Below are 15,215 nucleotides of genomic sequence, written 5' to 3'. Positions count from 1 at the left end.
GCGGGGCACAGCGGGCGAAGCGGTCGCGCGTGCCTACTCCTCGCCCGCCAGGGTGAGGCGGCGCAGCTTCTGGCCTGCGTAGACGGTGGCGCCCACGGTGACCGCGGCGAGCAGGATCGCTGCGGTGGGCAGGGCGACGGTGGCGTCCACGTAGCCGGGTCCGGCGACCTTCTCCGCGAGGGCGAGGGCCCACTGTTGGACGCTGAGGGTCTTGGCACCGGCGACCAGGCTGCCGAAGAGCGACTCCCAGATCAGGGCGTAGACCAGGCCGAAGACGACCGCGTGCCGGCTGATGGTGCCCAGCAGCAGGAACAGCGCGCTGTAGGCGATCGAGGCGACGAGGGCGGCGATGGTGTAGGCGACGGCGATCTGCTGGCCGTTGCCGTTGAGGATGAATCCGGCGATCAGGGTGGGGATCGCGGAGAAGGCCATGGTGACGGCGATGGCCACGGTCAGCTTGGTCATGATGATCGTCGGGCGCTTCACCGGCTTGGCGAGCAGGTAGACGATCGAGCCGTCGTCGATCTCGGGCCCGATGGCACCGGTACCGGCGATGACGCCGATCAGCGGAACCATGGTGGCGAGGGCGAAGCTTCCGAGGAGGTCGGCCGCGACCTTGTCGTCCACTCCGGCGAAGGCGCGCACGGCGATCGCGATGACGATCAGCAGGGCGGGCAGTGCGAAGAGGATCATTGCGCGGCGTCGGCCGAGCAGGGCCCGGTAGGTGAGCCGGGCGACGGTGGGGTCGTACATGGGTGCCAGCTCCTTTCAGGCCGTGACGAGGTAGGAGAAGACCGACTCGAGGGACTCGTCGGAGGGCGAGACCGTCATGAGGCGGATGCCGTGCTCCCGGGCCACCCGGGGCAGCAGTTCGGTGAACCGGCCGAAGTCGACGGCCTGGATGCGCAGCGCGCCCTCCTTCACGTCGACCTCGATGCCGGCGGTGGAGGGGTCGGCGATCAGGGCCGCGGCGAGGGCCCGGTCGTCGGAGGAGCGGACCAGGTAGCGGTGCGGGCGGTCCGTCATGAGGCGGCGGATCTTGCGGAAGTCGCCGGAGGCCGCGTGCCGGCCGGCGACGACGACCTCGATGTGCGAGGCGAGCTGCTCGACCTCCTCCAGGATGTGGGAGGAGAACAGGACGGTGCGTCCCTCGTCGCCCATGCGCCGCAGGAGGTCCATCAGCTGCATGCGCTGGCGCGGGTCCATGCCGTTGAACGGCTCGTCCAGGAGCAGCACGGACGGGTCGTGGACGAGCGCGGAGGCCATCTTCACGCGCTGGCGCATGCCCTTGGAGTACGTGGAGATCTTGCGGTCCTGGGCGTACTCCATCTCGACGGTGGCGAGTGCCCGCTGGGCGGCTGCGTCGTCGAGGCCGTGCAGTTCGGCGTTGGCGACGACGAACTCCCGGCCGGTGAGGAAGTCGTACATGGCCTCGCGCTCGGGCACGACGCCGACGTGCTTGTAGATCTGCTCGTTCTGCCAGATCGGTGCGCCGTCGAGGGTGACGGTGCCCGTGGAGGGGGCGAGGAACCCGCCCATCATGTTGATGAGCGTGGACTTGCCGGCTCCGTTGGGGCCGAGCAGGCCGGTGACGCCGGGACCGATGCGCATGGTCACGTCGTTGACGGCGACGACGTTCCCGAACCAGCGTGAGGTGTGGTCGATGTCGATGACGGTCACAGCCCGGCCTTCCGGTAGCGGGCCATCAGAGCGGCGTAGGAGCCGGCGATGAGGGCGAGGATGACGAGCAGGTAGGCGACACCGGCACCGGCCGAGGGACCCTCACCGCCGGGGAAGGCGGAGTCGGCGCCGAGGAAGGCGGTCTGGAAGCCGTCGATGAGGGTGATCGGGGAGAACAGGCCCATCCACTCGATGGCCCCGGTGTTCCCGGTGGAGTAGGCGACACCCTGCACCGCGGTGACCGCGCCGTAGGGGATGAGCAGCAGGGCGATGACGGCGGCGACGCCGAACCCGCGGCGCGGGGTGAGCGCGGCCATGACGAGGCCGAGGCCGGCGAAGAGCAACGACAGCAGCAGAACCGACACCAGTCCCTGCCCGAATCCCTTGGTCTGGTCGGCGAAGTCGAACTTCGCCAGGAGCGATCCGATCCACATGATCAGCAGTGGGGTGGCCGTGAGGATGAACAGGGCCGAGGCCATGGCGGCGAACTTGGCGACGACGTAGTCGACGCGCTCGATGGGCCGTGAGAAGTAGAGCGGCACCGTCTTGAAGCGCAGGTCCCGCGAGACGGACTGCGGGGCCTGTGAGGCGAGGTAGAGGTAGACGATGACCTGGGTGGTCACGGCGTACGTCGTGTACTTGATCGGCAGGTCGGTGGAGCCGGGCAGGTTGATCGCGACCGCGACGAGGATCAGCGCGGGAACGCACATCACCGCGAAGAGGATCATCGGGAGGACCTTGGACTTGGCGGAGCGGCCCAGTCCGTAGGCGCCGCGCAGGGACTGCGAGTACAGCGACTTGCGGGCGTAGGCGCGGCCGAGCCGGGGCCCGTCGTAGGACCGGTAGCCGATGTTGTGGATCTGGGTCGAGGTGTCAGGCGCCATCGGAACCGGCTCCCTTCTGCTGGAGGAGGTGCGCGGGCTGGTCGTTGTCGCGGAAGACCTCCGCGATGTGGTGGCGGCGCTGCTCCATGCGGACCAGGCCGAGGCCGAGGTCGGCGACGGTGTCGCGGACGGTGTCGTACGCGCGCTCGTCGGTGGCCTCGACGAGGAGGATGTGGCCGGCGCCGGGCAGGCCCTGCTCCTCGCCCGCGTGGAGGGTGAGGCCGGCCGCGCCGAGTGCCTTGCGCAGGGCGGTGGTGCCGTCCGGGTGGGCGTCGGAGTCGGTGACCTCGACCGCGAGGGTCGTGGTGGTCTGGGTGAAGTCGCTGGTGGAGCTGGAGCGCAGCAGTTTGCCGCCGTCGACGACCACGACGTGGTCGCAGGTCCGCTCCAGCTCGCCGAGGAGGTGGGAGGTGACCAGGACGGAGATGCCGAAGTCGGTGTAGACGCGCCGGATCAGGCCGAGCATCTCGTCGCGGCCGACCGGGTCCAGGCCGTTGGTCGGCTCGTCGAGGAGGACCAGCTGGGGGTCGTGGACCAGCGCCTGGGCGAGCTTGACGCGCTGCTTCATGCCGGTGGAGTAGCCGCCGATGGGGCGGTAGCGCTCCTCGTACAGCCCGACGTGGCGCAGGGTGTCGGCCGTGCGCTCGCGGGCGGCGGTCGGCGGCAGCCCGGACATGCGGGCCATGTGGACGACGAACTCGGTGGCCGACACGTCGGCCGGCAGGCAGTCGTGCTCGGGCATGTAGCCGACGCGTTCACGGATGGCGCTGCCATGCGTATTGACGTCGAGGCCGAGTACGGCGGCGCTGCCCTCGGTGGCGGGGGACAGTCCCAGCAGGATCTTGATCAGCGTGGACTTGCCGGCTCCGTTGGCGCCCACGAGGCCGGTCACACCAGGCCCGATGTCCAGGGAGAGCCGGTCGAGGGCGGTCACTCGGGGGTACCGCTTGCTCAGGCTTTCGGTCGCGATGACAGTCACGGGTTCGACGTTAGTGGCGTGGGCCTCGCGAATCGTCAGACCTTGAGCTGTATCCGGTCTCCGCCTTCCGGCGTATGCACCCGTACTGGAGGCTGATGTGACCCGGACAAGTTTGTCCACAGGTCCGTGCACGGGCCTTGACGTGATCTCCAGCCATTGTCACATTCATCAGTGTCAACTTACGGACGCGTACGGCTACAGGGACGGGACTGCCGGCATGGCTGGGGACACCAAGCAACGCACCGCACGACTCGACACCGACCTGCGCGGGTTCAGGGAAGTGCAACGCCTCTCCTACGAGTGCGCGGAGGCCGTCGCGGCCCAGCTGCGGCCCGGGGTGACCGAGCGCGAGGCCGCGCGCATGCAGCGCGAGTGGCTGCGCGAGCGGGGTGTACGGGACTGGTTCCACCTGCCGTTCGCCTGGTTCGGTGACCGCACCGCGTTCGTGAACTTCAAGATCCCGCTCCAGTTCTTCCCCACCAACCGGAAGCTGGAGCCGGGGATGCCGTTCATCCTCGACATGGCTCCGGTCTACAAGGGGTACGCGGCCGACATCGGGTACTCGGGCAGCCTCGGGCTCAATCCGGTGCAGGACCGGCTCATGTCCGACCTGCGCGAACACCGGGTGCTGATCCTGGAACAGGTGCGCGAGCGCCGGTCGCTGCGCGAGATCTACGAGAACGTCGAGCGGCTGATGACCCGGCAGGGGTACGCCAACCGGCACCGCGCGTACCCCTTCGGCGTCATCGCCCACAAGATCGACCGGGTCAAGGAGCGGCGCTGGTCGCCGACCGCGTTCGGCTTCGGCACGCAGTCCCTCAAGGGGCTGGCCAGTGACGCCCTGCACGGACACCGCGAGGGCTGGTCCCCGCTGTGGAGCCCGTACCACTTCTCCGACCATGCGCCGCAGCCCGGCCTGTGGGCGGTCGAACCCCATCTGGGCTTCCGGAGCACGGGGGCGAAGTTCGAGGAGATCCTGGTCGTCACCGACTCCCGGGATCCCGAGGAGAGCGCGTTCTGGCTGGACGACGATCTGCCGCACGTGCGGCGCTGGGCCGAGGAGAAGGCAGCATGAGCGGCATGAACCGTATGAACGGCACCGGTGGAGCGGGCGCGGCAGGACTGGCCGGCGCGCGCGAGAGCCGGGTGAGCACCGGCGGCATCGAACTGTGCGTCGTCGAGCTCGGCGAGAGGGACCGGCCGACCGTGGTGCTGGTGCACGGCTATCCGGACAGCAAGGAGGTCTGGTCGGAGGTGGCCGAGCGGCTCGCGGAGCGCTTCCACGTGGTGCTGTACGACGTGCGCGGCCACGGGCGCTCCAGCGCGCCGCAGCCGTTGCGCGGCGGCTTCACCCTGGAGAAGCTGACCGACGACTTCCTGGCCGTGGCGGACGCGGTCAGCCCCGACCGGCCGGTGCACCTGGTCGGCCACGACTGGGGCTCGGTACAGGGCTGGGAGTTCGCGACGGTCGCCCGCACCGAGGGCCGCATCGCTTCCTTCACCTCGGTGTCGGGGCCCTCCCTCGACCACTTCGGACACTGGATCAAGAAGCGGATGTCGCGGCCCACCCCGCGCCGGGCGGCGCAGCTGCTCGGCCAGGGTGCCAAGTCCTGGTACGTGTACATGCTGCACACGCCCGTGCTGCCGGAGCTCGCCTGGCGCGGGCCCCTCGGCAAGCGGTGGCCGAAGATGCTGGAGCGCGTCGAGAAGGTCCCCTCCGGCTCCTACCCGACGGCCTCGCTGCCCTCGGACGCGGCGCACGGGGCCTGGCTCTACCGGGACAACGTGCGGCCCCGTCTGCGCCGGCCCCGCGAGGACGCCTTCGCGCACGCCCCGGTGCAGCTGATCACCCCGACCGGGGACGCCTTCCTCTCGGAGCGGCTCTACGACGACCTGGAGCGGTGGGCTCCGGACCTGCTGCGCCGGACGCTGCCCGCCAAGCACTGGGTGCCGCGGACCCGCCCCGACCAGTTGGCCGCCTGGGTCGGCGACTTCGTCACGGCCCGGGAGGAGCCGGCGACCCGCGCACCGGAGCTGAAGGCCCCGGGCAAGTACGCCGAACACTTCGGCGGCCGGCTGGTGCTGGTGACCGGCGCGGCCAGCGGCATCGGCCGGGCCACCGCCTTCTCCTTCGCCGAAGCCGGGGCCCGCGTGGTGGCCGTGGACCGGGACGGCGAGGGCGCGGCGCGCACGGCCGACATGGCCCGCCTCATCGGTGCTCCGGAGGCCTGGGGCGAGTGCGTGGACGTCAGCGACGAGCAGGCGATGGAGAAGCTCGCCGCGAAGGTCGCCGCCGAGTACGGGATCGTGGACGTCCTGGTCAACAACGCCGGGATCGGCCTGTCCGGGTCCTTCCTCGACACCAGCGCCGAGGACTGGAAGAAGGTACTCGACGTCAATCTGTGGGGCGTCATCCACGGCTGCCGGATATTCGGGAAGCAGATGGCCGAGCGCGGCCAGGGCGGGCACATCGTCAACACCGCCTCCGCCGCCGCCTACCTCCCCTCGCGGACCCTGCCCGCCTACAGCACTTCGAAGGCCGCGGTGCTGATGCTGTCGGAGTGCCTGCGCGCCGAACTGGCCTCCAAGTCGATCGGCGTCTCGGCGATCTGCCCCGGCATCGTCAACACCAACATCACCGCCACCTCGCGGTTCGCCGGGGTGGACGCGGCCGAGGAGAAGCGCCGCCAGGAACGCTCCTCGCGGCTGTACGGGCTGCGCAACTTCCCGCCGGAGAAGGTCGCCGACGCGATCCTGCGGGCCGTGGTGCGCAACGAGGCGGTGGTGCCGGTGACTCCGGAGTCCAAGGGCGCCCTGTGGATGTCCCGCTTCGCGCCGCGCACCCTGCGGCGGATCGCGAGGCTGGAGCCCCGGCTGTGAGCGGTGGCCAACGGGCCGCTGCCCACGAGGAGAGAGCCCGGCACGGCCATACCCCCCTCCATCCGGCGGTCGTACCATCCCTCGCAGGAGGGCTCGCTGCGCAGGGCGGTCGAGCACCTTGCGGCACCTGCCGCCCGGGCCGCGGCGGGCGCGGTCGGCCGAGCCGCGATGTCGTAGGGAGCCGGGATTGTCCGATCAGGCGGTAGCCGAGTACCGGATCGAGGATCTGGCGCACCACAGCGGGGCCACGGTGCGCACGATCCGTGCGTACCAGGACCGCGGGCTGCTGCCGAAGCCGGAGCGGCGGGGCCGCTCCAACGTCTACCGGGACACGCATCTGGCGCGGCTGCGCCAGATCGCGGACCTGCTGGACCGCGGCTACACCCTGGCCTCCATCAAGGAACTGCTGGAGGCCTGGGACGCCGGGCGCGGGCTGGGCGGCGTGCTGGGGCTGGTCGCCGAGGTCCACGGGCCGTGGACCGACGAGGAGGCCGCCCGGATCACCCGGGAGGAGCTGAACGAGCGGTTCGGCGGCAAGCCCGACGACGACGCCGTGGGCGAGGCGTGCGAGCTGGGGGTGCTGGAGCGGATCCCGGGCCGCCCGGACCAGTTCCTGGTGCCCTCCCCGCAGGAACTGGCCGTGGCCGCCGAGCTGTACGCGGCGGGTGTGCCGCTGTCGGCGATCACCGGGCACCTGCGGGAACTGCGCGGGCAGGTCGAGCACATCGCCTCGCGGTTCCTGGAGTTCACCACCGAGCACGTCTTCGCGCGCTACCTCGGGCAGGTCCCGCCGACCGACGCGGACGCGGCGGAGGCGGCGACGATGGTGCGGCGGCTCCGGCCACTGGCCCAGCAGACGGTGGACGCGGAGCTGGCGCGGGCGATGCGGCTGTTCGCCACACGGCACCTTCAGCGGCACCTGGGGGCGTCCGGGACACCCCAACCGTCGGGTCCCTCACCGGTGGTGCTGCCGGCCGGGACGGTCCGGGCGGTGCAGGAGCTGGTCGGCGCGGAGCACGTCGCCGAGTTCGTCCGGGCGGCGACCGAGCGGGAACTGCAGGCCCGGACGATGAACGATCTGGCGCGCAGGGGTGAGCGCCAGGCCACGCCGTAGGGCGTGCGGAAGGATGTGCGTCCGCCCGTTCGGTAGTCCACAGGGCGGATCACGCGTTTGCCGTCAAAACCGGCCCAATCGGCTGTGGACAAGTCCACTTCGCCTGTGGGCAACGGAGCCTGCGTCTCAACCGATGGTCTCGAACTTGTCCTTGGCGGGCGAAGTGGCGGCCGGCACGATCTCGGCCGGCACCGTCCTGGTGGTGCGCGCGCTCCCGTAGAGGATGCCCGCGAGGGCGAGACCCAGGACCCCGCCGATCAGCTGGGCGCCGACGAACCCGGGCAGGGACTCCGGGGCGATGCCCGTGAAGGAGTCGCTGAAGGACCGCCCGATGGTGCCGGCCGGGTTGGCGAAGGAGCCGGAGGAGGTGAACCAGATCGCGGCGGCGATGTACGCGGCGACCGCGGCCGGGATGAGCCTCGGCCGCCCGATGCGCCCCAGGCCCTGGATGACCAGGACGAGCCCGGCGGTGGCGATCACCTCTCCGAGGAGCAGGTTCCCGCCGTCGCGGACCTGGGTGGCGAAGGCGCCCGGAGTCCGGCCGAACATGACTTCGGCGAGGACGGCGCCGCTGATGGCCCCCGCGGTCTGGGACGCGGCGTAGACGAGCGCGTCCCGCCCGCTGAGCCCGTCGCCGCCGGTACGCCGGGCCCACCAGCTGGTCAGGGTGACCACCGGGTTGAGGTGGGCGCCGGACAGCGGCCCGAGGAGGGTGATGATCAGCCCGAGGCCGATGGCCGAGGCCAGCGAGTTGGCCATCAGGGCCACGCCCGTGTCGGCGCTGAGCTGGGCGGACTTGATTCCGGAACCGATCACGACCACGAGGAGGCCGCAGGTTCCGATGATCTCGGCGGCTGCGCGGCGTGGCAGAGAGGTACGGGCTGTCATGATTTCTCCCCCTGGGCAGAAGTGGCAGCGGAAAAGATATTCCGTATCTTGGAAAAACGATAGCGGTGCCCAGCCCCTCCCGGTACCACGAAAATCCCTTTTCGGAAGGTCCTCCACCCGGCACGCTGGGCGTATGGATGAAAGACGCACGGTCAAGGTCTCCAAATACGTCTCGAAACACCTGCGCCATCAGCCGGAACGGATCGGACTGGTGCTCGACCTCCACGGCTGGGTGGAGATCGACGATCTTCTTCGCGCCGCCTCCGCGCACGGGTTCCCTTTCACCCGCGCCGAGCTCGACCATGTCGTAGCCGCCAACGACAAGAAGCGGTTCGCCGTCGACGGCACCCGGATCCGCGCCAGCCAGGGCCACACCGTCCCCGTGGACCTCGATCTCGCGGAGGCCGAGCCGCCCGCGTACCTCTACCACGGCACCGTCGCCGCCGCCCTGGACGCGATCCGCGCCGAGGGCCTGCGCCCCATGGCCCGCCACCACGTGCACCTGTCCCCCGACCGGGAGACCGCAACCCGGGTCGGCGCCCGGCGCGGCCGGCCGGTGGTGCTCGCCGTGGACGCCGCGGCGATGCGCGAGGCCGGCCACGTCTTCATGATCAGCGCCAACGGAGTGTGGCTGGTCGACTCCGTACCACCGCGTTTCCTGCGCTTCCGGTAACGCGCGGGGACCGCGGGAATTCACGCTGAGATTGTCGGACCATCCCCCTAATGTGTGTCCCACTCCGGGATCCGTGAGGGGGGGTACCTCGCGATCGCCGAACCAACCATGCACGCACGCGAGGTGACGCACCATGACGTCCGAATCCGAATCCGAATCCCACAGCTTTCAGGTAGATCTGCGCGGCCTGGTCGACCTCCTCTCCCACCACCTCTACTCCAGCCCGCGCGTCTACGTCCGCGAACTCCTGCAGAACGCCGTGGACGCCGTCACCGCCCGCCACGCCCTCGACCCCGACGCGCAGGTCCGCATCCGACTGTCGGCCACCGGCGGCCGGGTGACCATCGAGGACAGCGGCATCGGCCTCACGGCCGACGAGGCCCACTCCCTCCTCGCCACCATCGGCCGCAGCTCCAAGCGCGGCGGCGACCACGGACTGGAGGCCGCCCGCCGCGAATTCCTGGGCCAGTTCGGCATCGGACTCCTCGCCTGCTTCGTCGTCGCCCGCCGGATCCGCGTCGTCACCCGCTCCGCCCGCGACCCCCACGCCTCACCCGTCGAATGGCTGGCCACGGACGACGGCTCGTACACGGTCCGCGAACTGCCCCACGAGGCACGCCCGGAGCCCGGCACCACCGTGGTCCTGGAAGCCCGCCCCGGCGCCGCGGAATGGACCGAACCGGCCAAGGTCGAACAACTGGCCCGCGACTACGGCTCCCTCCTCCCGTACGACATCACCTTCGACGACGGCGAGGGCGGCGAGCCGCGCCGGGTCACCGACCTTCCCGCCGTGTGGGACCGGCCCTTCCCCACCCCCGCCGCCCGCCGCGTCGCACTCGCCGGCCACTGCTCCGCACTCTTCGGTTTCACCCCACTCGACAGCATCGACCTCGACCTGCCCGTCGCCGGGGTGCGCGGCGTGGCGTACGTGCTCCCCGAGCCGACCAGCCCCGCCCACCGGGCCGGACACCGCGTCCACCTCAAGGGCATGCTGCTGACCGACCGGGCCGACAACCTGCTGCCCGACTGGGCGTTCTTCGTGCGCGTCGTCCTCGACACGGACACCTTGCGCCCCACCGCCTCCCGCGAGAACCTGTACGACGACGAGACCCTCTCCGCCGTACGCGAGGCCCTCGGCTCCCGCGTGCGCGGCTGGCTCGCCGAGCTCGCGGCGAGCGACCCGGACCGTCTGGCCGCCTTCCTCCGCGTCCACCACCTCGGTGTGAAGTCCATGGCCCGGCACGACTCCCAACTGCTCGGACTGATGCTGCCGTGGCTTCCGTTCGAGACCAGCGACGGCTCGATGAGCCTCCAGGAGTTCGCGGCCGCCCACACGGACATCCACTTCACGCGTACGGTCGAGGAGTTCCGCCAGATCGCCCCGATCGCCGCGGCCCACGGCCTCGGCGTCATCAACGCCGGCTACACCTACGACGCCGATCTGCTGGCCCTGCTGCCCTCCGTGCGGCCGGAGTTGAAGGTCACCGAGCTCGACGCCGGAGCCGTCACCGAGCGGCTCGACCCGGTTGCGACCTCTGCCGAACTGGCACTCGCCCCCTTCCTCGCCACCGCCCGCACCCGCCTGGAACCCCAGGGCTGTGACGTGGTGCTGCGCGCCTTCCAGCCCGTCGCCGTCCCCGCGCTCTACCTCGACGACCGCCAGGCCCGTCAGGAACGCGACCGGACCGCCGCACTGGAGAGCGCCGACTCCCTGTGGAGCGGCATCCTCGGCGCGCTGCGCGGCTCGGCGCCCCGCGCACGCCTGGTCCTCAACCACAACAACCCGCTGATCCGCAGGATCTCCGCCCTCCCCGACGAGGCGCTGACCGGCACCGCCGTCGAATCGCTGTACGGACAGGCCCTGCTGATGTCCCAGCGGCCACTGCGCCCGGCCGACTCGACCCTGCTCAACCGGGCCTTCCTCGGGCTCCTGGAGTGGGCGACCCACTCGACGGCCCACCCGAGCGGCCACCCGACCGCCCACCCGAGCGGTCCCTCGACGAGCCCCTCGACGAACCCCTCCGCAGATGACACCGACGCCCGCGACGCCCAGGAGGACCAGAAGTGACGAGCCTGACGCGCGAGGACATCGTGCGGGGTCTGGCCGAGAACCGGGAAGCGCCGAACGGCTCCGCGCGCAACGCGCACGCCGAGGCACTGGCCGGGGCGGCCGAGTCGAGCGGTGACCGGGACCTGTTCCGCGAGGCCCTGGACAATCTGATCAACGCCTACCTCTACAGCTCCGAGTCCTCGAAGATGCTGGTGCCCTTCGCCCGGCTGCTCCAGGAGTACGACAAGGACCCGGGCGCCTTCTCCGAATGGGACGCGCACTCGCTGTTCTGGCAGTTCAAGTGGGTGGCCACCGCCATCTCCGACTCCCCCGGGATCCCCCTGGAGTCGGCCAGGGGATGGCTGGAGGAGATGGAACGCCGGTACCGGACCGCGGGCTACAGCGAGCGGCCCGTCCGTGAGGCCGAGCTGTGGCTCGCCCACGCCACCGGCCAGGACGAACGGGCCGAGCAGGCCTTCGCACGCTGGCAGGCCGCGGACCGCGACACCATGAGCGACTGCCGGGCCTGCGAACTCAACGGCCAGGGACAGTACGCCGTCCTGCACGGGGACGACGCCGAGGCCCTCGACATCTGGAAGCCGGTCATCGAGGGCGACCTGACCTGCGCCGAGGAGCCCCACCGGGTGCTCGCGACCTCGCTGCTGCCGCTGCTGCGGCTGGGCCGGACCGACGAGGCCCGCTCCAACCACCTGCGCGGCTACCGCCTGGCCCGGGGCAACGACAGCCTGCTCCCGTCGGTCGGCCGGCACATCGAGTTCTGCGCGCTCACCGGCAACGAATCGCGCGGCCTGGAGATCCTGGTCGAGCACGCCCCGCACGTGACCCCCCTGGCCAACGTCGACGACCGGCTGGCGTTCCACGGGGGCATCCTCGTACTGCTGCGCCGCCTGGAGGAACTGGGCCACGGGCGGCTCCCCGCCGTCGCCTACGAGGGGATCCCCCGCACCGTCTCCGAGCTGTACGAGGTCCTGCACGCGGGTGCCCTCGACATCGCCCGGCAGTTCGACGCCCGCAACGGCACCACCCGCGTATCGGACCGGTTCCTGGAGCGGGTCGCACGGCAGCCGCTGGTCGGCGTGCTGCCGCTGGGCGTGCGGGGCACCGCGCTGCCGCAGCCCGGGCCGGAGGCGCCCGCGGTGGCCGGTCCGGCCACCGCGGGCGACCCGGCGTCGACGGCAGACGGCTCCCACCCCTCCATCGACTTCGAGGAGTTGGTGGACCGGGCCCGCAGCGCCCGTGCACTGGGGCACCCGGCTGCGGACGCCCTGTGGGCCGAGGTCGCCGTACGGGCGGACGCGCTGCCGGAGACCGACCCGCTGGTCCGCGCCGACCTCGCGGACCACCGCGCCCTGGCCGCCGCGCGGAGCGGCGCCGAGAATGCGGCCGGGCTGCTCGCCGCGGCCCGGGACGAGTACCGGGCGCTGGGCCGGGCGGAGCGGGCTGCGCTGGCCGAGCTGCGGCTGGCGAGCGAGGCCGCCCAGTCCGGGGCCGCCCCCGCACGGATCCGGGAGCTGCTGGCGACGGCCGTGCGGGCCGCCGAGGCCCTGGACCCGGCCGAACCGCTCCGCACCCGCCGGATCGCGCTCGCCGAACTGTCCGTGATCCGTGTGGAGTCGTACCTGCGCTCGGTCGAAGCGGAGGGAGCCGAAGACCACGGTCAGGAGCACGGACACGGTGAGCTCGCCGCCGAACTGACCGCCTTCGTCACGGCGTACGGGGACACTCCCCTGGCGGACCTGGTCGCGGAGGCCGAGGAGATGCTCGGTCGGGTCGCCCTGTCGCAGGGTGATCCGGAGCGGGCCGTGACCCTGCTGGCCGATGCCGCCGCGCGGGCGGTCGGAGCGGGCCGGCCCTGGCAGGCGGTGGACCCCCTCGTGCTGAGGGCGGGGCTGCTGATGTCGCTGGAACGTCCCGAAGAAGCGGAACGATCGGCGCGTTCCGCTCTGGAGCACTCGGCCGAGGTGACCGGCGCCGAGGAGCAGGGCGTCGTACGGCTGACCCTCGCGGACGTCCTGCTGCGGCGGGGTACCGCCGGGGCGGAGACGGCCGAGCACGCGCTGGCGGCGTCCCACTGGTTCGACCAGGCAGGTCTCACCGCCGACGGCGGGGCACAGGCCCGGCTGCTGCTGGCCCGGGCGTACGCGCAGGACGGCCGGTCGGCCGAGGCTGCGGAGGTCCTGCAGTCGACGCTGCCCGACCTGCTGGAGCACGGCGACCGGCAGGCGGTGTTCGTGCGGGAATTCCTGGGCGACCTGCTGCGCCGGCTGAACGAGCTCCGGCCGGCGGCCGAGCAGTTCCTCCTCGCCGCGGAAGCGACCGAGGGCTGGGAGGACCCCCGCCCGCAGGCGAACCTCGCGCAGTCGGCCGCCGACACCCTCTCCGACGCGGGTCTGCCCGAAGAGGCGGTCGCCGCCTACGAGCGCTCCCTCGCCCTGCACCGGCTGGCGGGCGGGGCCCCGGTCGCGGAGGTGCGGATCCTGCGCTCCCTGGCCTGGCTGGGACTGCGCGAGGAGATCACGGGGGAGACCGTGGAGCGGGCCCGGACCCGGATGGCCGAGGCCGCCGCGGTGCTGGAAGCCGCCTTGGCGGCGGAGCCCGGGGACCCCGAGCTGCGCTCCGAACTCGCCCAGACCTGGCACCAGCTGGCGCAGGTGCTCGACCGGCACGTCAACGCGAACGGCCAGTCCCACGACGAGGACGACGACGAGGGCTTCGAGGGCTTCGAGGGCGAAGACGGCTCCGAGCCGTCGCTCGACGCCTCGGAGGTCGACGGACTGCGGGTGGAGGAGATCGAGCTGTGGGACCGGGCCGCCCAGACCTACGCGGACCTCGGCCCGGGCCATCTGCGCGACCGGTTCCAGTGCGTGACCAACGCCGCGTGGACCGAGCATGAGCGGGATGACGCGGAAGCGGGTGCCACCCGCGTCTCCGCCCTGATCGACGAGCTGCGTCCGCTGCCCGAGGGCGAACTGCCGGACTGGCTGCTCCCCTCGGCGGAGCGCGTGCTCGGTCAGCTGCGGAGCTGAGCGTCGCGCCGTCGCTTCCCTTGCCCGTGCACGGGAAGCGACGGCGGACGGCCGGTCAGCCCTTCAGCTGGGCCAGACCCTCGGTGGCGATCTTCTCGAAGACGCTCTCGTCCGCGGCGAAGTCGGAATCCGGGATCGGGGCGTGGATCACCAGCTCCGTGAAGCCGAGATCGCGGTGTCGGCCGGCGAAGTCGACGAAAGCGTCCACGGACTCCAGCACCCGGTTGGCCTCGGGCGTGAAGCCCGTCAGAAGGATCTTCTCCATCGGCTCGGACTCCCGCCCGATCTCCGCCAGCGCCTTGTGAAGGCGTTCGAGCTGCCCGCGCAGAGCCTCCCTGGACTGCTCGGGCGTGCCCTCCTCGAAGAGCTTCGGGTCGCCCGTGGTCACCCACGCCTGGCCGTGGCGGGCGGCGAGCCGCAGGCCGCGCGGTCCGGTCGCGGCGACGGCGAACGGCAGCCTCGGCCGCTGCACACAGCCGGGAATGTTGCGGGCCTCCTCGGCGGAGTAGAAGGTCCCCTCGTGGGTCACCGCGTCCTCGGTCAGCAGCCGGTCCAGCAGCGGCACGAACTCGGCGAACCGGTCGGCCCGCTCACGCGGACTCCAGGCCTCCTGGCCCAGCGCGGTCGCGTCGAAGCCGTTGCCACCCGCGCCGATGCCGAGGGTGATCCGGCCGCCGGAGATGTCGTCGAGGGAGATGAGCTCCTTGGCCAGGGTCACCGGGTGCCGGAAGTTCGGCGAGGTCACCAGCGTGCCCAGGCGCAGCCGTTCGGTGGCGGTGGCCGCCGCCGTCAGGGTGGGCAGCGCACCGAACCACGGCCCGTCGCGGAAGGACCGCCACGAGAGGTGGTCGTAGGTGTAGGCGGTGTGGAAGCCGAGCTGCTCGGCTCTGACCCACTGGTCGCGGCCTCCCTCGTGCCATCGCCGTACCGGAAGGATCACCGTGCTCAGACGCAGACTCATGCGTCGAGCCTACGGCGAGGCGATGTTTCACGTGAAACACCGCCTCGCCGCGGCAGCCG

The 15,215-nt window shown here is 71.6% G+C and carries 12 protein-coding genes and 1 pseudogene; 7 read left to right on the top strand and 6 right to left on the bottom strand.

The features are described 5' to 3' along the window. Nucleotides 1-33: 33 nt before the first annotated feature. The 4 genes from ACFYZL_RS16055 to ACFYZL_RS16040 are packed head-to-tail and all read right to left on the bottom strand — an operon-like array spanning nt 34 to nt 3,543. Nucleotides 34-753 (bottom strand): ABC transporter permease, encoded by a 720-nt coding sequence (locus ACFYZL_RS16055; RefSeq protein WP_384751499.1) that lies wholly within the window; start codon nt 751-753, stop codon nt 34-36. Nucleotides 754-768: 15 nt separating this feature from the next. After that, entirely contained in the window at nt 769-1,680 is a 912-nt protein-coding gene (locus ACFYZL_RS16050; protein WP_384751501.1) for an ABC transporter ATP-binding protein, read from the bottom strand. Then, nucleotides 1,677-2,564, bottom strand: a complete 888-nt coding sequence (locus tag ACFYZL_RS16045; RefSeq protein WP_384751504.1) for an ABC transporter permease — start codon at nt 2,562-2,564, stop codon at nt 1,677-1,679. The genes ACFYZL_RS16050 and ACFYZL_RS16045 overlap by 4 nt, the downstream gene beginning before the upstream one ends. Then, nucleotides 2,554-3,543, bottom strand: a complete 990-nt coding sequence (locus ACFYZL_RS16040; protein ID WP_384751506.1) for an ABC transporter ATP-binding protein — start codon at nt 3,541-3,543, stop codon at nt 2,554-2,556. Before ACFYZL_RS16040 ends, ACFYZL_RS16045 begins: the two co-directional genes overlap by 11 nt. 217 nt (nt 3,544-3,760) lie before the next feature. On the opposite strand from ACFYZL_RS16040, the gene ACFYZL_RS16035 reads away from it, so the two are divergent. The 4 genes and pseudogenes from ACFYZL_RS16035 (at nt 3,761) to ACFYZL_RS16020 (ending at nt 7,537) form a co-directional block, all read left to right on the top strand. Next, nucleotides 3,761-4,618: a M24 family metallopeptidase gene (locus ACFYZL_RS16035; protein WP_388679418.1), complete on the top strand. Its 858-nt coding sequence runs from the start codon at nt 3,761-3,763 to the stop codon at nt 4,616-4,618. Next, a complete protein-coding gene (locus ACFYZL_RS16030) occupies nt 4,615-6,423 on the top strand; it encodes an SDR family oxidoreductase (protein WP_388679415.1) in 1,809 nt (602 codons plus the stop codon). The genes ACFYZL_RS16035 and ACFYZL_RS16030 overlap by 4 nt, the downstream gene beginning before the upstream one ends. Then, nucleotides 6,424-6,600: pseudogene (locus ACFYZL_RS16025) on the top strand (metal-dependent hydrolase); the annotation flags it as partial. Nucleotides 6,601-6,610: 10 nt separating this feature from the next. Beyond that, the gene (locus tag ACFYZL_RS16020) at nt 6,611-7,537 is read left to right on the top strand and encodes a MerR family transcriptional regulator (protein ID WP_384751511.1); all 927 of its coding nucleotides are present in this window, start codon (nt 6,611-6,613) and stop codon (nt 7,535-7,537) included. A gap of 126 nt (nt 7,538-7,663) precedes the next feature. Here ACFYZL_RS16020 and ACFYZL_RS16015 read toward each other — a convergent pair whose 3' ends face one another. Then, complete coding sequence (locus ACFYZL_RS16015) at nt 7,664-8,425, bottom strand: aquaporin (protein ID WP_384751514.1); 762 nt, start codon at nt 8,423-8,425, stop codon at nt 7,664-7,666. Nucleotides 8,426-8,558: 133 nt separating this feature from the next. Between ACFYZL_RS16015 and ACFYZL_RS16010 the strand changes: the two genes are divergently transcribed. From ACFYZL_RS16010 to ACFYZL_RS16000, 3 genes are all read left to right on the top strand, one after another. After that, entirely contained in the window at nt 8,559-9,098 is a 540-nt protein-coding gene (locus ACFYZL_RS16010; RefSeq protein WP_384751517.1) for an RNA 2'-phosphotransferase, read from the top strand. Nucleotides 9,099-9,231: 133 nt separating this feature from the next. Next, a complete protein-coding gene (locus tag ACFYZL_RS16005) occupies nt 9,232-11,166 on the top strand; it encodes an HSP90 family protein (RefSeq protein ID WP_388679411.1) in 1,935 nt (644 codons plus the stop codon). Continuing rightward, complete coding sequence (locus ACFYZL_RS16000) at nt 11,163-14,195, top strand: tetratricopeptide repeat protein (protein ID WP_388679408.1); 3,033 nt, start codon at nt 11,163-11,165, stop codon at nt 14,193-14,195. The genes ACFYZL_RS16005 and ACFYZL_RS16000 overlap by 4 nt, the downstream gene beginning before the upstream one ends. 55 nt (nt 14,196-14,250) lie before the next feature. Here the strand turns inward: ACFYZL_RS16000 and ACFYZL_RS15995 are convergent, their stop codons facing one another. After that, nucleotides 14,251-15,156 carry an LLM class flavin-dependent oxidoreductase gene (locus ACFYZL_RS15995; RefSeq protein ID WP_388679405.1) on the bottom strand — a complete coding sequence of 302 codons (906 nt, stop codon included), beginning with the start codon at nt 15,154-15,156 and terminating at the stop codon, nt 14,251-14,253. Nucleotides 15,157-15,215: the final 59 nt, after the last annotated feature.

The sequence above is a fragment of the Streptomyces sp. NPDC001717 genome, assembly GCF_042892775.1.
GTDB lineage: Bacteria > Actinomycetota > Actinomycetes > Streptomycetales > Streptomycetaceae > Streptomyces.
Note: the sequence above shows the minus strand (reverse complement) of the source record. Positions and strands in the feature narration are given on the sequence as shown.